This is a genomic window from Pseudomonas sp. NPDC087185 (genome assembly GCF_044744955.1).
In the GTDB taxonomy this organism is placed as follows: Bacteria; Pseudomonadota; Gammaproteobacteria; order Pseudomonadales; family Pseudomonadaceae; genus Aquipseudomonas.
This window is the reverse complement of record NZ_JBIUZK010000007.1, coordinates 1-18276: the sequence shown is the minus strand read 5'-3', so window position 1 is coordinate 18276 and position 18276 is coordinate 1. Positions and strand designations below refer to the sequence as shown.

At 56.1% G+C, this 18276-nt stretch carries 15 protein-coding genes and 1 pseudogene; 10 read left to right on the top strand and 6 right to left on the bottom strand.

Annotated elements, in window-relative coordinates:
- Positions 1-166: 166 nt before the first annotated feature.
- Positions 167-1615, top strand: a complete 1449-nt coding sequence (locus tag ACIPIJ_RS22580; RefSeq protein WP_401080739.1) for a tyrosine-type recombinase/integrase — start codon at positions 167-169, stop codon at positions 1613-1615.
- Positions 1616-1896: 281 nt separating this feature from the next.
- Here ACIPIJ_RS22580 and ACIPIJ_RS22575 read toward each other — a convergent pair.
- The 5 genes and pseudogenes from ACIPIJ_RS22575 to ACIPIJ_RS22555 all read right to left on the bottom strand — a co-directional run bounded on the left by ACIPIJ_RS22575 (position 1897) and on the right by ACIPIJ_RS22555 (position 6565).
- Positions 1897-2621 (bottom strand): annotated as a pseudogene (locus ACIPIJ_RS22575) (2-oxoadipate dioxygenase/decarboxylase family protein).
- Positions 2622-2894: 273 nt separating this feature from the next.
- Complete coding sequence (locus tag ACIPIJ_RS22570) at positions 2895-4226, bottom strand: NAD(P)/FAD-dependent oxidoreductase (protein ID WP_401081330.1); 1332 nt, start codon at positions 4224-4226, stop codon at positions 2895-2897.
- Between the two features lie 153 nt (positions 4227-4379).
- Positions 4380-4496 (bottom strand): hypothetical protein, encoded by a 117-nt coding sequence (locus tag ACIPIJ_RS22565; RefSeq protein ID WP_401080736.1) that lies wholly within the window; start codon positions 4494-4496, stop codon positions 4380-4382.
- A gap of 320 nt (positions 4497-4816) precedes the next feature.
- Positions 4817-5851, bottom strand: coding sequence for an ABC transporter substrate-binding protein (locus ACIPIJ_RS22560; RefSeq protein ID WP_401080733.1), 1035 nt, complete (start codon positions 5849-5851; stop codon positions 4817-4819).
- Positions 5852-6316: 465 nt separating this feature from the next.
- Entirely contained in the window at positions 6317-6565 is a 249-nt protein-coding gene (locus tag ACIPIJ_RS22555) for a hypothetical protein (RefSeq protein WP_401080730.1), read from the bottom strand.
- A gap of 1015 nt (positions 6566-7580) precedes the next feature.
- Here ACIPIJ_RS22555 and ACIPIJ_RS22550 point away from each other — a divergent pair.
- From ACIPIJ_RS22550 to ACIPIJ_RS22530, 5 genes are all read left to right on the top strand, one after another.
- Positions 7581-8900, top strand: a complete 1320-nt coding sequence (locus ACIPIJ_RS22550) for an NAD(P)/FAD-dependent oxidoreductase (RefSeq protein ID WP_401080727.1) — start codon at positions 7581-7583, stop codon at positions 8898-8900.
- A 9-nt stretch (positions 8901-8909) separates the two neighbouring features.
- A complete protein-coding gene (locus tag ACIPIJ_RS22545; RefSeq protein ID WP_401080724.1) occupies positions 8910-9695 on the top strand; it encodes an NAD(P)-binding domain-containing protein in 786 nt (261 codons plus the stop codon).
- 284 nt (positions 9696-9979) lie between these two features.
- Positions 9980-11329, top strand: coding sequence for an MFS transporter (locus tag ACIPIJ_RS22540; RefSeq protein WP_401080721.1), 1350 nt, complete (start codon positions 9980-9982; stop codon positions 11327-11329).
- A gap of 39 nt (positions 11330-11368) precedes the next feature.
- Positions 11369-11719 (top strand): cupin domain-containing protein, encoded by a 351-nt coding sequence (locus ACIPIJ_RS22535; protein ID WP_401080718.1) that lies wholly within the window; start codon positions 11369-11371, stop codon positions 11717-11719.
- Positions 11720-11730: 11 nt separating this feature from the next.
- On the top strand, positions 11731-12072 hold the full coding sequence (locus tag ACIPIJ_RS22530) for a RidA family protein (RefSeq protein WP_401080715.1): 342 nt from the start codon (positions 11731-11733) through the stop codon (positions 12070-12072).
- Between the two features lie 56 nt (positions 12073-12128).
- Here ACIPIJ_RS22530 and ACIPIJ_RS22525 read toward each other — a convergent pair whose 3' ends face one another.
- Positions 12129-13175 (bottom strand): GlxA family transcriptional regulator, encoded by a 1047-nt coding sequence (locus ACIPIJ_RS22525; RefSeq protein ID WP_401080712.1) that lies wholly within the window; start codon positions 13173-13175, stop codon positions 12129-12131.
- A gap of 208 nt (positions 13176-13383) precedes the next feature.
- On the opposite strand from ACIPIJ_RS22525, the gene ACIPIJ_RS22520 reads away from it, so the two are divergent.
- The 4 genes from ACIPIJ_RS22520 to ACIPIJ_RS22505 form a co-directional block, all read left to right on the top strand.
- On the top strand, positions 13384-14775 hold the full coding sequence (locus ACIPIJ_RS22520; protein WP_401080709.1) for an NAD(P)/FAD-dependent oxidoreductase: 1392 nt from the start codon (positions 13384-13386) through the stop codon (positions 14773-14775).
- Between the two features lie 11 nt (positions 14776-14786).
- Positions 14787-15761: an NAD(P)-dependent oxidoreductase gene (locus ACIPIJ_RS22515; protein WP_401080706.1), complete on the top strand. Its 975-nt coding sequence runs from the start codon at positions 14787-14789 to the stop codon at positions 15759-15761.
- Positions 15758-17209 carry an aldehyde dehydrogenase family protein gene (locus tag ACIPIJ_RS22510; RefSeq protein ID WP_401080703.1) on the top strand — a complete coding sequence of 484 codons (1452 nt, stop codon included), beginning with the start codon at positions 15758-15760 and terminating at the stop codon, positions 17207-17209. Before ACIPIJ_RS22515 ends, ACIPIJ_RS22510 begins: the two co-directional genes overlap by 4 nt.
- Before the next feature lie 102 nt (positions 17210-17311).
- The coding region (locus ACIPIJ_RS22505; RefSeq protein WP_401080700.1) for an acetolactate synthase large subunit at positions 17312-18276 on the top strand (965 nt) is incomplete at its 3' end.

Below are 18276 nucleotides of genomic sequence, written 5' to 3'. Positions count from 1 at the left end.
GCATGTCCATGGACGCTGACGGAATCCTACAAACTAGTAAATTCAGGGCATACAGACTATATTTTCCTCCATCGCGATCCACCAGCATCCACCGACAGCCAAACGATTTGGTGGGGCAAAAGTGGGGCAAAATTCAAGGACGACCGAATCAGGCACGGTGTAAAAAGTGGCAAAACTGACGGCGAAGCAATTGGAGGCCCTCACCTCAGCCGATGACGGCAAGACGTTACGCGAAGACGGCGGCCTTGTCGCCAAAGTGCGTGCGGGTGTACGCGGTGTCACCGTCCTGTTTCGCTACGAGTTCAAGCTGGATGGAACCAAGCGCGATCACCGCTTGGGCAGTTGGCCCAAGAAATCGCTGGCGCAGATCCGTGCCGAGCGCGACGAAGTGAGAGCGACCGTCACCAAGGGCATCGATCCCTCCACCGCCCGCAAGGCCGCCAAGATCGAAGCCCAGGCCGCCATTGCCGCTACAATTGCCGAAGCAGAGCGCCAGGCCGCGGAGAACAAGACGGTCGCCGAGCTCTTCGAAGAGTGGATGCGCGACGGCGTGTCTCGCCAGGACGGCAACGCCGAATTGCGCCGCAGCTTCACCAAGGATGTGCTGCCCCTCATTGGCAAGAAGCCGCTGCGCAATCTCACCGAGAAAGACCTGCTCGCGGTCCTGCGCTCGATCAAGGCCCGCGGCCTGAACCGCACCGTCGTGATCCGCAACAACGACATCGGCCAGATGCTGCGCTGGGCCGAGAAGCGCAAACCCTGGCGTGGCCTGATGGCCGACGGCAACCCGGCCGACCTGGTGGACGTCAGCAAACTACTCGACCACGATTACCAGGAACAGCGCGACCGCATCCTCTCCCCCGACGAAATCCGGGAACTACACGACATATTCAGCCACCTCAAGCACAACTACGACGCCCTCCCCGCCGGACAGAAATACTCCGGCATCCGCCCGATCAATCGCCGCGTACAATGTGCCGTCTGGATCTGCCTGAGTACCCTTTGTCGCATCGGTGAGCTGCTCAAGTCCGAATGGCGCCATGTGGATCTGGAGAAAGGCACCTGGCTCATCCCTGCCGAGGCCACCAAGGGACACAAGGGCAAGCGCCAAGATCACCACGTGTTTCTGTCTTCATTCGCTCGGACCCAATTCAAGTACTTGAAGGAAGAAACCGGGCATACCCCGTTCTGCTTCCCCGGCAAGGACGAGAAAAGCCACGTCGACACCAAGACGGTCAGCAAGCTAATCGGAGACCGGCAATGCCGATTCAAAAACCGGAGCAAACCTCTTACTGGGCGCCATCATGACGACTCGCTATTGTTGAGCAAGGGTACCAAGGGTGAATGGACACCACATGACCTGCGGCGTACTGGAGCGACCATGATGCAGGGGCTGGGTGTCACCCTGGAGATCATCGACCGCTGCCAAAACCACTTGCTGGGCGGGTCCAAGGTGCGCCGGCACTATCTACATCACGACTATGCCAAGGAGAAAACCGAAGCATGGCGCCAACTCGGCGACAGACTGGCAGCAATCCTAGCCAACAGTGCAATCAGCAATAGCAGCAATAGCAGCAATAGCAGCAATAGCAGCAATAGCAGCAGCCAATCATGATCCGCACCATAAGCACAAGCAGAAGCCAAATACGAGCAATCAGATATTGTGTGCATCGACCGGTTGAATCCGCACCATAACCAACAGTGGACATGAGCGCTGCCCACTAAGGCCTCCACTGTTCACACGGCACATGCGCACCTCAGTGTCAGGTGGCCTCAAAAGCTCGAAGTGCTTGTCGTGCACCAAATCGAGATTGCCTCACGCAAGGGAGCAGACCACATAGAGTTTATTGAGCGTCTGAGCAGGGAGAGCCTGGAAGCTGCCCCCCAAATAGAGGTTCAAGTTTCTGTCGCTCCGGACAACGCACTTATCCTGGAAATGGTCCATGAATCGCCCCTGGTTTCGTAGACACCTCCACCTGCGTCGTAGGGGAAAGCGATGTGCTCATTCCAGGCCTTGAAACTGGTCTGGCGCAGAATGATGTCGACATTCCGTTTTGACGGCCCCTCAATGACAGCCTTCGGCACAATTCCCCCCGGCATGGCTTCCTGTGCGGCGTCAATGTTGAGCACTCTCGAGGTCAGGTGATTGATGGGGGGCCTTTGAATGCCACAACATCTGCAATCAACCGGTGCTGGTTCTGGAGTTCATTGAAGGTTTCCATGCTGACCGTTGCCATGCTGTGCCAGCGGAAAGTCTCAAGCACCTCAGCGACGAACTCATTCGCCTCTTCCTCAGTCAATCCACCCTTGGCCTCGTGAAGCTCGATGAATGCCAATGCACGTGGACTGAAAATGTTTCGTGCCTGGAGAGCTTTCTCTGCCGTTGTACGAAGGCGGGCATCGTCGATGAGCTCAAGGCGCAGAGGCGAGGTGAACACCCAGAATGGGGACTTGTTGAACGACTGCTCGTCCGCTGCCCTGAAGGCGGTTGCGTGTACAGGAACTCCAGCTGGAGCAAGGTCGTAGTAGCTTACTGGCTCCATCCTCATCACGGCAAAAAGCCGGCGCGGAGTGGACAGCTCCTGTGGGGTTCCGACACAAATTGCCCCGTGACGCTCCATGACTGCCAATTTGAGCAGTCAGACTTTTATCAGCTGCAACGTAATCGGCCACGTGCAGGATGTGGCCGACATGCGCAGTAAGGTCTCATCGTATAGCACCGCCCAGGATACTTCTGCCCCTTCCCACTTCCCGAATCCAACGCCGAGACTTGGCGACACTTGCTCTGGGAGCACCCTTACAATTCCAGCATTACCTGGTGGCCCGCCGCGTTGCGAGAACTGAAGATCACGATAGTCGACCACATACACAGGTGTCCGCCCCAGTGACAGACCTCATAGCTCGCCCCGGCTATTCCAGGCTGCCCACCGAATCCGAGCTTTAACACCAAGGCCAAGGATCGGCGCTGGGGGGTTAAGTGAAGGCATACCGCTGACGTATTGGATGTCGCTCAGCAACGATGAACTACCACCCACGACTCTCTCGGCGAGCAATCCTCCGCCTACAGTCCCCCAGGCAGCTCCTACGCCGTTGTCACAGGCCAACGCATGGACGCCATCTTCGAGTTTCCCGAAGAAGTTGGTGAAGTTGCGAGAGATCGCATAGGAGCCGCCCCATGTGTGGGTGAAGTGAACATCCTGGAGATGCGGGTAGCGCAGAAGCATGGACTTTCTATGCTTTGCCCGAACCTTGCTACGGAAGTCATCATTGACGCTTTGACCGTACTTAGGTACGTGCTGGTAGGAATTCCTGATGATCAGGCGGCGATCTTGGGTCATGCGCACGGTAGTGCCAGCGTGATCTGCGGGGGTCAGCCCCCAGTCAGCGGTGATCCCAGATTCAGCCATCTCAGCATCGGTGAGCGGGCGAGTCCAACTGGCGAAGGTCATCACCGGCAACAGTCGGTTTTTCAGGTAGCCGAACTCTTGGGTGAAAATGCTAGTGGTGAGCAACAGATTTTTGGTGGTGACTGATGCACCAGAAGCGTCAACAACCCAGTAACCATTGCTGCCTTTACGAAGCCCGCTTACTGGAGAGTTTTCAAAGAGACGAACATTGGATGGGAGCGCTTCCGCAAGGCCGCGAACGAGAGCCGCAGGCTGCATCAGGTAGCAACCAGGCGTGAAAACGGCTTGGCTGTAGTGTTGGGTTCCGAGAACCTTACTCAGCTTGTCGCGTTCAACGAGTTTGAAAGGCTCACCGAGGTCTCGCATTAGGTTTACGAAGTTTTCTAGGTAGCCCCTGCCCCGCTCGCCCACCGCCCCCTGATAACGACCTGCATGCGACCATTGGCAGTCGATGTTGTGCTGGGTAATCGAGCTTTCAAGGCTGGAAATGGCGGCCCGATTCAAACGCAGCAACCGTTGTTTGACCTCTGGATCCGGGTGTTCGAGTGCCATTTTGTGGGGCAGGTCAATCACGAAGCCCGAGTTGCGCCCAGATGCACCGAAGCCGACACATTGAGCGTCAATTAAGTAGATGGAGGCTTCTGGTTTCAGCTCTGCCAACCGACGAGCAGCTGCCAACCCCGCGAAACCAGCGCCGATCACCACATAATCTGCTCGATGATCACCTTTAAGAACAGAAGGAGCGCCAGGCGCCGGCAGAAGGTCATACCAACCACAGTTACGGTCGTCATTTGGAAGTTTTATAGATTTTGTATTCATTTCATCATTACCGGGCAGTTGGCAATTATTGGCACTTTGCAAGGAGCTCGAGCTGCTCTTCTGAGCTTGGCGATCAAGCAGGAAAAAACCAGTCGTTTTTCCAGCATCATTTTTATGGCTGGCAACTAAACCATCACTGAGCGAGTCGACATGCTACTCACAGCTACTTCCAAATGGAGGTGAAAGCAGAGACAGCGGGGCATGAGGTGTTTTCACCGTGATGGGCATCAGTGGGAACCCGACATCGACCTTTTCTCTCTGAGCACCCATCCGCGCAATAGGGGACGCCTAATACCCTAATCCCATAACAACAAAAACAGGTGCCCCCAGACACGTCCTGGCCGCCCTACGGCTGTGCCTTGGCTCGCTCCTGCGTGGGCCCAAGGGGTTTCTTTGCCGTATGGGTGCCCGCGTTAACATCCATCCCGCCCAGGAGGATGTTCGAAAGTTCATCTATCTAGTCTTCTGATGCGTGCTCATACTTCCAAAACGCCCCCATTTTAGTTTTCGACGGCCCACAGCACTTCAGATGCAACAGCCCAGGGCATACCTCTGCCCCGAGCTTAGCACGGTACTTATTGATGTGAAGGTCAAATCTCCTTCGCGACCCAGGCGTTGAAGCGAGTCTCCAGTTCTTCACTATGGTCAACCCAGAATTCATTATTGAAAGCCAGCGAATGCTCAATGTTTCCAGGAGCTGTGTTTAATTGAGCGGCCAGTGCTTGATCAAGCAGTTCGGAGGTATGGACGTTCACCGAGCCGTAGCCGAGTTTTGTTGAATGAATTCTCTGTGCTTCAGGCTGAAGAGTTGAGGCAATGAATTGTTCCGCGAGCTCCTTGTTCTTGCTGCCTCGAGGTATTGCCCAGTAGTCGATGGCATGGATGCTTCCCCCCCATACAGGCTTGATATGAGCGCCGGACTGTTGGGCAGCAAAGATCCGGCCGTTGAAAGCGGTAGTCATGACGACATCGTTCGCGACTAGGTATTGCATTGGCTGCGCTCCCGCATCCCACCACTGAATGTTTGGCTTCAGCTCATCGAGTTTGCTGAAGGCGCGGTCGATGCCATCAGGGGTGCCCAGGACTTTGTAGACCTGGTCTTGGGGCACGCCATCTGCAAGCAATGCCGCCTCCAGAGTGAACTTGGCGCCCCGCTTAAGAGCGCGCTTGCCTGGATATTTGGTGACGTTCCAGAAGTCTGCCCAACCTTGAGGAGCGGCGTTCAGTGTGTCGGCATTGTAGGCAATGGTCATCGACCAGACCAGAAGACCAGCTCCGCATTCCGAAAGCGTGCCTGGCACGAAGTCAGCAGCTTGGCCGAACCGGTGCGGATCCACCTGTTCGAACAGGCCCTCATCACATCCCAGGATAAGCTTGTCAGACTCAACCTGGACGACGTCCCAGTTCACACTGTTGGTGTCGACCATCGCCTTGATGCGGGCCATTTCTCCGTTGTACTCACCAGCGATGATTTTCACATGGTGAGCCTTTTCGAAAGGCTGATAGAAGGCTTCGGTCTGGACAGTCTTGCTGACTCCACCATATGAAATGACGGTCATTTCGGCGGCGTCGGTCATCGAGCAAAGCCCAATCATCAGGGCGAGTAAGGTCAATTGCTTTTCCATGTGCGTTCTTCCTTATTTTTAGTGGCGAAGACCGTGGTAGTGCGGGACGCCCAGTTCCATTTTTCTTGTGGCCGTCAACAGTCGCTATAACAGGCAGGACGATTTACAGCATCAATCTCATCCTGACGGAAATCTTGGAAATGGTCACCGGCGTTAGACATTGGCCCGCGGCGAGGCTTGAGTTATTCCGTCGTTCGACAGGGTAACAGTCAAGGCACCGAGCCCTTGGATATCAGCCAGTCTTAGAGCAGTTGCGCTCCCTGGCCAAGAGCTTTGCCCTTGGCTTTGATTAGTAGTAGTCCCACTCCGTTCGCAGGCCTACGGGAAAAGATGGGGCAAACAGCCCTGCTGGAGGTTTTCCTAAACTAGCCATGGGCTTCTGATTAGCATACTTGAAGCATCGATGGCGAGTTCCGATTGGCCAAACTTCAACCCTCTACGTATCCCGTCAAACGACATTCCGACCTAGGCCAGCCAGCGCGACCAGTAAGTGTGAGACGTGGAGTACAGCAACGTTGAATTGGACATGTCTTCATAGCGCACCTGGTTCAAACGGTCGCGGTACTCATGGCTGAAAACCGCCCGTACTTCATCTCCGAGCAGTAAGAACGCATCGAGGGCTGGGCCATCTCCGTCGAAGTGACGGATACGGCTCCACGGCGAACCCTGCGCGCAACTGACAAAGAGTTTGGTAACCGATCGACCTGACGTCATGCATGAACTTCGACCTGTTACCCCATTGTCGGGCTGCAATTGACGATGTAGTCGAAAAAACGGATACCGCCGCGTGCGAACATAATCTGGATATCATCGGCCAAGCCCACGAATCCTCGGCCCCCTTATGGGCCCGAGTATGGTATTTCGCTAATGCAACGTGCAGCCGATCCTTCACCACGGGAATCGAGCGAATCTGGTTATGTCAGCGTGTTCGGCGGTGGCGGCGACGGCGGGTTGTTTATCGACCGAGTTACCGGGCCGCAGCGAACCACGACGGGCACTCAGATGCCCCCGCTGGCAGCGAACAGCTCGATCACTGAAAAGCGCGCGTAAGGTAGCTCAATGATTGACGCAACCTCCTCGTTCATAGCCACGATTCCCTTGGCCATCAAAGCGTTCACACAGGCATCTATCGCGCCGGCCTCGAAGGCACCGACACCCAGGTGCCCATGGCATAGTGCATGGACACCAGATATTAGACGCTGAAGCGCTCGGCTTCGCGCGCCAAGGGGCGTGGCCAGCACTAGAGAGAAGGCCACTATGATACGCTCGATTGGCACAATTATGGGCGCATTCGCAATCGAGTAAGTGACGCTGACCTCCGCAGCGCGGGTCAATGTGATCGCGATCAAGATTGGCAATGAGCACATGCCTGCCTTGACGATATTTTTCGATTGGGCTCGAAGGCCTACTTTACCGACGCACCGATGCAAGCGAGGGCAGAGTTTGGCGCAGACCTGAGAATGCTCCACTGTACAACTGCGCACTGGGTCGGCCCGATCAAGTTCCTCAGATTGCGTAGCCTAATGCCCCCCCAGCTGTGTCGCAACCTCATGCACGCTCTGCGCACATGTTCTCACTTGGCTCACCCTGATACTCAAGCACGGCGATCACAAACGGTGTTTTGCCACTTGTGCTGTACCCAAACGTTCCATGAGTCGTCTCGCGCGTTATATTTCCCAGACCGGCTGAGTGGGATAGTGTGCAAAACAACATCGAAAAGTTGACGCACATGTACAGAAGCACCTCTACCCCGGCAGATGATAACGGTTGCGGTTGGTTCCACCTGAGCCGTGCTCGCCCCCCTCGGCCTAGCCATAGCGGCACAAGCACTGCACGTTGGGTCGTTCTCGGGGCCGGCTTTACCGGACTCGCTGCGGCACGGCAGTTGGCACTGCGCTACCCAAATGACGAGATTATCCTCGTTGAAGCTCAAGAAGTCGGATTCGGAGCCTCTGGGCGCAACTCAGGTTTTGCCATTGATCTGCCGCATGACATTGGTGCGCACGATTACATAGGCCCCTTACCAACAGCCCGGATGAACCTCAAACTCAATCTGCGCGCCCAGGAGATACTGACCAAGCAGATCAAGGACCACGGCATCGACTGTCAGCTTCGGCCTGATGGCAAATATCAGGCGGCAGTGGAGAGCAAGGGTCTGTCGGTGCTAGAGGCCTACCGTAGTGGCCTGGAAAAGCTAGGACAGCCTTACGAGATGATCGAGGGTCATGACCTGCCTGATCATCTTGGGACATCGTTCTACAAAAAAGCGCTCTACACACCTGGGACGATGCTTTTGCAACCCGCCGCGTTGGCGAAAGGCCTGGCCGACTCACTGCCAAGCAATGTGAGCCTTTATGAGCACACCGTCATCTCCGCTATCGAGCAAGGTGAACAAATTGTACTCAAACACGCCAATGGGAAGATCATCGCTGATCAGTTGTTGCTAACCAACAACGCCTTCGCCTCCCACTTTGGTTTTCTGCCGGGCAAACTGCTCCCCATCTTTACCTACGCCAGCATGACGCGGCCCCTCACCGAAGATGAGCAACATCAATTAGGCGGTAAAGCGACCTGGGGGGTGATTCCAGCAGACCCCTTCGGCAGCACGTTAAGACGCACTCCCGATCAGCGCCTGCTTGTGCGTAACAGCTTCAGCTTTAACGCTGATGGCAGGGCACACCAGCGCTACCTTGATCGGGCAGGCCGTCAGCACAGAGCATCATTCGAGCGACGATTCCCGATGCTATCGGGCATGCCATTCGACTATACGTGGGGTGGATCCATGTGCCTCTCACGCAACCACATGTCGCATTTCGGCTCACTGGCACCGAAAATTCATGCAGCGCTTTGCTGCAACGGCCTAGGTATAACGCGCGGCACGATTACCGGCACCCTGCTTGCCAATTGGCTGGCAGGTGAACGTGATGAGTTGATCGATTTTTTGCTCAATGCTGAAGGCCCAAATCGCAACCCCCCAGAACCGTTCTTGAGCCTGGGGGTTAATTTGAATCTGCGTTGGGGTCAACATCGCGCAGGTGTGGAAAGTTAAGGAGGCTGCATGCAATGCCTGGGAATACTTGGCGTCGGTGAGTTGACCGAAAAAGTCGTGCACGGACTGCGGCGCAGCGGCTTCGATGGCAGTATCGTGCTCTCCCCCCGCAATACCAAGCGGGCGCGAGCACTGGCCAGTGGTTACGACTGTGAAGTAATGAGCGACAACCAGTCAGTTGTCGATCGTGCCGACCTGATCATCCTTGGGGTGAGACCAGAGTCTTTGAGTGAACTGGTCACACAGGTCCGACTGCGCCCCGGTCAATGCTTGGTTTCGCTGCTGGCGGGTATCGGTCTCGATAAGCTCTCGACAGCCTTTCCAGGCGCACGCTGTGTTCGAGTGATGTTGTCGTATGCCGCGCAGTTCAACCAGTCCACAGTGGTTATCAGCCCGGCGGACAACCTAGCCCAGCAATGGCTAGGACCGCTCGGCGAAATCGTAGTACTGGAGGATGAATCGTCCTTCGAGTTGGCGACAGTGGCCGCATGCATGAACGGCTGGTTCTATTTTTTACTGCATGACCTCCAACAATGGCTGTGCGACCGAGGGCTACCCGCTAACCAAGCGCGCGACCTTGTGCTGGGAAACCTCCAGGACTGCTTGAGCAGCGCGCGCGAACAACCCCTGCTTACACTCAAGGCTCTGGGCCAAGCGATTGCAACCCCCGGAACATTCACCGCCGAGGGCCTAGCGGTACTTATGCATCAACCGGTCAGCGCGACTTGGGGCGCGGCCTGCGAGGTGGTGCTCGACGCCCTGCTGACCCGCACCCAGACACCAGACAATCATTGAGCACCGTCGCCTCAGCTAGCGCCCCAGTTCGACGCGCAGGCGAGACTGTCAATCACCAGACCGTACGTATGTTAAGTTGCCTACCAAAAAGTCACATGACTCGTCCGCCGCGTTATATAGAGCAAAGCAGGTTAGTGCCATAGTGATCAACGTACGGAAGCGACGGTACTTCAAGCAGCACTGAGCACGTAAGCGCTCAAGCTCTGCAACACCACAGCCACTCAACATTAAGTCTGCTTAGGCGGCCGGCAACAATGTGCGCGCGATAAAAATAAGGAGTAATGATGTCTGTTTCAAAACGTTCAGTCGAGGATGCCCCGCTTAACGGGTTCCATCGTAAACTGGCAGTCTATTCCTCTGGAGGCCCGTTCCTCGACGGCTACGTTCTAAGCATCATCGGTGTTGCCATGGTGCAGATTTCCGGGGCACTTCAACTCACTGCATTTTGGGAAGGGTTGATAGCCGCCTCTGCGCTGATAGGGGTATTTCTGGGTGGATTTCTGGGTGGCTGGTTTACTGATAAATACGGCAGAAAGATACTCTACCTCGTAGATCTGATTGCCATCGTAGGATTCTCAGTAGCACAGTTTTGGGTAGAGTCTGCCTGGGCATTGTTCGCTTGGCGCTTATTGATCGGCATCGCAGTAGGGGCTGATTATCCCATTGCCACCTCCCTACTTGCTGAGTTCTTGCCCCGTAAGCACCGCGGCCCACTTCTGGCGGCCATGGTCCTTATGTGGTTCGCTGGTGCAGCCGTAGCCTACCTTGTCGGCGAACTCCTGCTAAGAGTCGTCACAGAGGACGGCTGGCGTTGGGTTCTGGCGAGCGCAGTAGTACCTGGGGCATTGTTCCTCATTGCTCGCAGTGGCACTCCCGAGTCACCACGATGGCTTTTGAACAAGGGCAGGACTGCCGAAGCCGACGCCGTCATCAAGAAGGTCTACGGCCCGACTTATTCCATTGCGGACCTGCCGGAGCCCACCAAGGAAATGCCTGTTTCAGTGTGGTCACTTTTCCATTCCGGTTATGGAAAACGCATGGCTTTCATTACGCTCTTCTGGACCTGTGCAATTGTTCCGCTGTTTGCCATTTATGCCTTTGCACCGAAAGTTCTGCTCGCACTGAAACTGACAGGTGACTGGGCCAGTTATGGCTCCATCGCAATTACCTTCCTGTTCACTCTCGGCTGCTTGGTCGCTACCAAATTGATCAATCGCATGGGACGCAGGCAGATGCTGATCCACAGCTTCCTATGGTCAGGCGTTGCCCTTTTGCTGCTTGGCATGTTCCCTGATGCCTCCCCTTCAACGGTACTGCTGCTGTTCGGCACCTACGCTGTCATGATCGGCGGTGCGCAAGTACTGGAATATGTCTACCCCAATGAACTGTTTCCCACTGAAATCCGTGCCTCAGCCGTGGGGTTGGCAACATCGCTGTCGCGCATAGGCGCAGCAGTAGGCACCTACCTGATTCCTATCTCTCTTGCCTCGCTAGGCATTGCCAACACCATGTTCGCCGCTGCACTCATATCGCTATTCGGCGCCTTGATCTCGTGGTGGATGGCCCCCGAAACAAGCAGGCTCGACCTGCAACAAGCATCGTCTCTGAGCGGCAACACCAGAGCCAGCTATTGATGATTCGCCCTCCGTCAAATTCAAACCAAGGAGTTACTGATGAGCCACGTACTGACTGTTGTTAGAAACGCAATTGAGTCCCCGCTGGGTGAAACTGCACCTGCCAAACTTCCGCTGGGTGAACTCATTGCTCATGCGGCCACCGGCCAAGCACAAACAGATGACGCCGTCGGGGCCAGTATTGGGGTGTGGGAAAGCAGCGTTGGTGTATTCCGCCGTCATTTGAAGAACCGAGAATTTAGTCACATTGTCAGCGGCTGGTGCATTTTCACCCCAGACAACGGCGAACCGGTAGAACTGCACGCAGGTGACGCAGTGCTGTTCCCGGAGAACTGTGAAGGCATCTGGGACATCCGTGAACCCCTGCGTAAAACCTACGTTCTCTTCTAAAGGAGCTGGCCATGATCAAGCGGATCAATCCAGGTCCACGTGCCAGTCAACTGGTAGTGGTCAAGGGGCGCATAGAGACCTCGGGCATTGTTGCCGACCTCTCAAAGCGCGGTATCAGCGAGCAAACCCAATGCGTCCTCACTCAACTTGAAGAATGGCTCAGTCAAGTGGGCGCCGGGAAAGAAAACATCTCCCGGATTCAGATCTGGTTATCCGACATGTCGAATTTCGAGGCGATGAACGCCGTTTACGATGCCTGGGTGGGTGAGCACCCGCCCGCACGAGCCTGTGTAGGGGCTCAGCTGGCGGCACCAGGCTATCTGATTGAGATACAGGCGTTTGGCGAACTCTGACGCTCACAGATGGCGATATTGAGCCGCGGCCGGGATTAACCGCGCTGCGGCATCAATTACAGCTCTGGATCGAAACCGACTCGCTCGTGATGCCAGTCAAACCGCTCGACTTCGTGGCGGCGCTTGCGGAATGTATAGGGCGTTTCACCATACTGTTTGCGGAACCAGAGAATGAAATGAGACGCATCCGAAAAGCCACATGCCAATGCGATTGTGGTTATATTCTGACTAGTGTTGACCAATAAGCGACGCGCCTGGTCGAGCCGCAATTTGCGCCAATAATTCGCTGGAGGCTCTTGGGTGTTGGCCACGAACTCGCGGTGCAGCTGCCTAGGATGGGTACCCACCGCATCTGCTACCGCCTTGAGTGTCAGTGAAGCGTCTAGGTTATTGCGCATGAAAGCGATGGCTCGCTGCACACGATCGTTGAGATAAACCACACCCTCTGGGGCCACTGATTCACTCTCCTCGCGCTCTTCTACGAGCAGGTACTCCAAGCCTTTCTGCGCCCTGACTGCACCGCAGTGACGGCGAATCAAGCTAGCGGCCAAATCGATGGCGGTTCCACCAGGGCAGGTAATGATACCTCTGTCATCTACATAGTTTTTGTCGATCACCGCTGTGGAATTCGGGAAGCGCTCCTTGAACTCGTCACGCAGAGTGAAATGAAGTGCACAACGTCTTCCATCCAATAGGCCAGCCTTACCCAGAACGAAAGACCCAGAGCATAACGCGATGATCGGGATGTTGGCCGCATGCACGTCGCGCAATGCGTCTAAAAGCCAGTCGGGAGGATTTCGCGTTTCGCCAAGTAATCCACCGGCGATCACGATGTAGTCATATTGCGCCCACAAGTTCAGCGGCTTGGTAGGCAGAATCGGCATGCCGCAACTGGCAACGATGGGTTGATCGTTCAGGGTCATCCAATCCCACTGACAGAAGACCTGCTGGCTGCGAAAGGACTTGTCCGCTGCAAACCGAAGTGAATCCACAAGACCCGCAACCGGGACCAGCGTGAAATGATTCATCAGCACAAAGCCAACCCGCAGCTCCGGCTTGATGACAGGAACATTCATACTGATTTCACTGCCCTGCTCGCTCATGATTGGCCACCCCTGCTGTGCTTGAAGAGTCAACGATACGCCATCCACCAGGTCCTACATATCATATCAATCTCAACAAATAGAAAATTCATGACACCCGTACGATTGAGCGCATGCATACCATCAATTGTCATGCGTGTAATATCGCAAGGCCTACCCCGCTGAGCATCATGTATGCACAAGACAAACATGCTCAGAGGCACCCATCATGTACCGTGGATTCTGGTATGCCCAGGCGCTCGACCTGGACAGCGACCTCTCCCCTTCCCTGCAGGACTCGATCCAGGCCGATGTATGTATCGTTGGCGGCGGCTTCCTTGGCCTGTGGTCGGCCATCCGCCTGAAGCAGGCTCATCCCGAAAAAACCATCGTCATTGTTGAGCGCGACCGTTGCGGCTCTGGTGCTAGCGGTCGCAACGGCGGCGTTGCGACCAATTGGTGGGGCAAATACCTGTCAGTACGCACCATCTGTGGCGATGTGGAAGCACGGCGTATCTGCGAAGCTGCCGAATCGGCTATTGATGAGATCGGTAGTTTTTGTCAAGAACATGGCATTGACGCTCAATACCGCAAAGACGGGTGGCTGTGGACCGCAACCAACCAGCGCCAAATGAACTCATGGCGCGTACTCACCGATGGTCTTCAGAAACTAGATGTAAACCCATTCCAGGAACTCGACCGCCAAACCATCCGTGGCCGGGTCGGCTCCCCGCTGGTTCTGGGTGGAATCTACGATCCCAACGCCGCAACCGTCCAACCGGCCATGCTTGCACGCGGTCTGCGCCGGGTTGCGCTGAAACTTGGCGTACAGATCTTCGAAAAGTCACCCTTCACCCACTTGGTGCGAGGTGCCAATCCTGTAGTGCACACCGCCAAAGGCCACGTCAAAGCAAATCAAGTGGTATTGGCGCTTAATGCATGGGGCGCTCAGTTCCCAGAACTGCGCCGGATGATCGCGATCATGTCCAGCGACATGGTGGCCACTGCGCCAGTCAAGGCCAAGCTCGATGCCATCGGCTTCAGTGGCGGCGAATGCATGACCGACTCGCGCACCGTACTAAACTACTGGCGCAACACCCCAGATGGCCGCGTAGTCTTTGGCAAACCCCTGGGTCAGTTCGCGTATGCAGGGCGCATTGGCAATCTTTACGAGAAGCCTTCGCCTGCTGCCGACAAGGTAGCTGCAGAACTGCGTCGGCTGTACCCGCAGTTGGCCGATGTCCCCGTAGTCAGCAGCTGGACCGGGCCAATCGACCGCGCGATGAAAGGCTTGCCGAATTTCGGCTACCTCGACCATCACCAGAACGTCAGCTACGGCATCGGCTTCTCAGGTAACGGCGTGGCCACTACCGTCTTTGCCAGCCGCATCATTAAGTCGCTGGTATTGCATGCGAACGACGAGTGGGCCAATTGCGGCTTGGTCAACCAAAAGATGAAATTGCTGCCACCAGAACCGTTCCGTTTCTTTGGAGCGCACATGGTTCGTGATGCGTTGGTGCGCAAAGAATCGCTGGAAGACCACGATCAAGACGCTGGATTCATCACCCGTCAATTGGTGGCCATGGCCCCGGCCGGTTATGTCCCGGCGCAAAAGAAGTGAAGGATTGCAGCATGACTGAGCACATCGTTTTCTTGGATGACGAAGGCCTGGCGCCCTCCACGCGTCTGAAGCGACCTGATTGCGCGCATACTTGGCAGCAGTTTGCTTACACCCACCCCGATCAAGTTGTGGAGCATCTCAAGGATGCCACCATCGCTCTGACCTGTAGCGTACCGCTACGTGAGGAACAGCTCCGTCAGCTGCCAAAGCTGAAGATGGTATCGCTGGCCCTCACTGGTCGCGATATCGTCGATCTCGACTATTGCGCAGCTCACGGGATTGAAGTGTCGAGTGTTCCAGGCTATGCCGCCAACACGGTGGCTGAACACAGCCTGGCAATGATTCTCGAGCTGTTTCGCCGTCCGGCAGCGTTCACTCGACTGATGCGCCAGGTGCACGCGGGGGAAAAACCCCACCAGAACATCTACTTTAACCACCGCATCCGTGATGTGCGCGACAAACAACTGGCAATCATTGGCAGCGGCCCCATCGCCCTGCGACTGGCGCATTTGGCTCGCGCGTTCGGCATGCAGGTGTTGTTCGAAGACCGTGCGGGTAAACGCCCAGGTCCAGATGCACGACCATTGGCCGAACTCCTGCGCAGCTGCGACATATTGTCAATCAACTGTCCGCTCACTCCTGAAACTTACAACCTGATCGGCGCCGAGCAACTGGCGCTGATGAAGAATGATGCAGTAGTGGTGAACACCGGACGTGGGGGGGTCATCAACGAAGCTGCGCTGATTGAAGCGCTGAACAACGATCGGTTGGGCGGCGTGGCGCTAGACGTCGTCGAGCACGAGCCGCTGCATCCGAGCAACCCACTGTTCCAACTGATTGATCGCGACGACTTCCTGCTCAACCCACATATTGCATGGAGTAGCGAGGACGCCATGCAGCAATTGATGGATAGCGCAATCGCCAACATCACTGATTTTGTAAGCCGAGATACTCTTTCGCCGCTAAAAAGGACTGTTCACGCATGACCATCCCAACCAAGAGCAGCTATGTCGATGGGGCTTTTGTCGAGCTAGGCAACAGCCTGCAAATTCTAGAAAACCGTAATCCGTCCAATCCGGGTGAGGTGATCGAGCGGTTCGAACGGGCAGGACATGAGCTCACTGAGCAAGCGATCGCGGCGGCACGTCGTGCGGCACCGGGTTGGGCACGGAGCAATCCCCAGCTACGCGCCGATGCTTTGGATTTTATCGGCAACGAGATTCTGACAAGGCGTGAAGAGCTGGCAAAACTGCTGGCGCGCGAAGAAGGCAAAATCGTGCGCGAGGCCCTTGGGGAAGTAGACCGTGCAGGTCGATCTTTCAAATTCTACGCCCAGGAGGCGTTGCGTGCTGAAGGTGAGAAATATCAGTCCGTACGCCAGGATGTCGGTATCGACGTTTTCACTCAGCCGATGGGCGTTATTGGCATCATCGCCCCATGGAACTTCCCGATCGCGATTCCCGCCTGGAAGATTGCCCCGGCGTTGTGCTTTGGTAACGCTGTAGTTTTCAAACCCGCGGAGCTGGTGCCCTCCTCGGCATGGGCATTGGCTGAAATCATAAGTCGCTCAGGTCTTCCGGCCGGTGTGTTCAACATGCTGATTGGTCCGGGGCGAAGTGTAGGCGACAGCATTATCCGCTCAGCGGACATCGATGCGATCAGCTTCACCGGCTCGGAACACACTGGCCGCCAGATTGCCCAAACCGCCGCCCAAGGGATGAAAAAGGTCCAATTGGAAATGGGCGGTAAAAACCCGCTGATCGTTCTTGATGACGCTGATCTAGAGCAAGCCGTTGAAATTGCATTGAGCGGCTCCTTCCATAGCACCGGACAGCGGTGCACTGCGAGCTCACGAATCATCGTAACCGCAGGCATACATGACCGCTTTGTCGAGCGCCTTGCCGAGCGGACCCGTGCTTTGACCGTTGGCGATGCACTCGATGTCGATACGGATATCGGGCCAGTGGTAGACGACCGTCAGCTTGAGCAAAACCTGAGCTACGTAATGATGGGTAAGGAACAGGGAGCAACCCTGGTCTGCGGTGGTGAGCGAATAGAAAATGAAGCGGGAGCCTACTTCTTTACGCCCGCGCTGTTTACCGACGTAAAGCCTGACATGCGCATCTATCGCGAAGAGATTTTTGGCCCCGTACTGGCTGTGCTTAAAGTTCGTGATTACGCTGAAGCCTTTGCCGCTGCCGAAGACACTGCATTCGGCCTTTCAGCAGGCATCGTGACCAGGTCCTTGAAAGACGCCGAGCACTTCAAACGTAATAGCTCTGCAGGGATGGTGATGGTCAATCTCCCTACCGCCGGCGTCGATTACCATGTGCCATTCGGTGGAAACGGTGCATCAAGTCTTGGGTCGCGCGAGCAAGGCACGCATGCGCGACAGTTCTTCACTCGGGTGAAAACAACGTACCAACTGGCCTAACGCGAAGGCCACCCAAGCAACCGTCCTTATCTTTGGGGCCGAGACTATGGCCCCAACGATTTGCTATGCCCGAATAATGATAAATCTGAGGTATCAAGCAAAATGGCCAAGGCCGCCGATGTCGTTGTGCAATGCCTGGAAAGCGAAGGTGTCGAGTATGTATTCGGCATTCCTGGTGAGGAAAACCTAGACCTGCTCGAATCCCTGCGCAAGTCGAAGATCAAGCTGGTACTGACCCGCCACGAGCAGTCCGCAGGCTTCATGGCCGCCACTTATGGCCGCCTGACGGGCAAGACCGGCGTCAGCCTGTCGACCCTCGGCCCTGGTGCGACCAACCTAGTCACCGCCAGCGCCTACGCCTATCTCGGCGGTATGCCGATGATGATGATTACCGGCCAGAAGCCGATCAAGAAGTCCAAGCAGGGCCGCTTCCAGATCATCGACGTGTGCGGCATGATGCACCCCATCACCAAGTACACCCATCAGTTCGCCTCGGCCGACAACATTCCGGCTCGTATGCGTGAAGCGTTCCGCCTGGCCGAAGAAGAAAAACCGGGTGCCGTGCACCTGGAGCTGCCGGAAGACATCGCTGCCGAGCAGACCGATGCCATGCCGATCCCGCGCAGCCTGCACCGCCGTCCGCTGGCCGAGCATGTGGCCATCGAAGCCGCCATCGAGAAGCTGCGCACCGCGCGCAGCCCAATCCTGGTGATCGGCGCCGGCGCCAACCGCAAGATGACCGCCAAGGTCCTCAAGCAGCTGATCGACAGGACCGGCATCCCGTTCGTCACCACCCAGCTGGGCAAGGGTGTGGTCGACGAGCGCAGCCCGCGCTTCCTGGGCAACGCCGCGCTGTCGTCGGGTGACTTCGTGCACCGTGCGATCGAAGCGGCCGACCTTATCATCAACATCGGCCACGACGTGATCGAGAAGCCGCCGTTCTTCATGGTCCGTGGCGGCACCGAAGTCATCCACATCAGCTTCCGCTCCGCCGAAGTCGATGCCGTGTACTTCCCGCAGGTCGAAGTGATCGGCGACATCGCCAACGCCGTCTGGCAGATCGCCGA

Coding starts and splice junctions, on each gene's coding strand:
- ACIPIJ_RS22565 (WP_401080736.1), bottom strand. CDS start 4,496: ATGGGTGCTCAGAGAGAAAAGGTCGATGTCGGGTTCCCACTGATGCCC.
- ACIPIJ_RS22520 (WP_401080709.1), top strand. CDS start 13,384: ATGTACCGTGGATTCTGGTATGCCCAGGCGCTCGACCTGGACAGCGAC.
- ACIPIJ_RS22515 (WP_401080706.1), top strand. CDS start 14,787: ATGACTGAGCACATCGTTTTCTTGGATGACGAAGGCCTGGCGCCCTCC.
- ACIPIJ_RS22550 (WP_401080727.1), top strand. CDS start 7,581: ATGTACAGAAGCACCTCTACCCCGGCAGATGATAACGGTTGCGGTTGG.
- ACIPIJ_RS22525 (WP_401080712.1), bottom strand. CDS start 13,175: ATGAGCGAGCAGGGCAGTGAAATCAGTATGAATGTTCCTGTCATCAAG.
- ACIPIJ_RS22545 (WP_401080724.1), top strand. CDS start 8,910: ATGCAATGCCTGGGAATACTTGGCGTCGGTGAGTTGACCGAAAAAGTC.
- ACIPIJ_RS22540 (WP_401080721.1), top strand. CDS start 9,980: ATGTCTGTTTCAAAACGTTCAGTCGAGGATGCCCCGCTTAACGGGTTC.
- ACIPIJ_RS22510 (WP_401080703.1), top strand. CDS start 15,758: ATGACCATCCCAACCAAGAGCAGCTATGTCGATGGGGCTTTTGTCGAG.
- ACIPIJ_RS22560 (WP_401080733.1), bottom strand. CDS start 5,851: ATGGAAAAGCAATTGACCTTACTCGCCCTGATGATTGGGCTTTGCTCG.
- ACIPIJ_RS22555 (WP_401080730.1), bottom strand. CDS start 6,565: ATGACGTCAGGTCGATCGGTTACCAAACTCTTTGTCAGTTGCGCGCAG.
- ACIPIJ_RS22535 (WP_401080718.1), top strand. CDS start 11,369: ATGAGCCACGTACTGACTGTTGTTAGAAACGCAATTGAGTCCCCGCTG.
- ACIPIJ_RS22530 (WP_401080715.1), top strand. CDS start 11,731: ATGATCAAGCGGATCAATCCAGGTCCACGTGCCAGTCAACTGGTAGTG.
- ACIPIJ_RS22570 (WP_401081330.1), bottom strand. CDS start 4,226: ATGAATACAAAATCTATAAAACTTCCAAATGACGACCGTAACTGTGGT.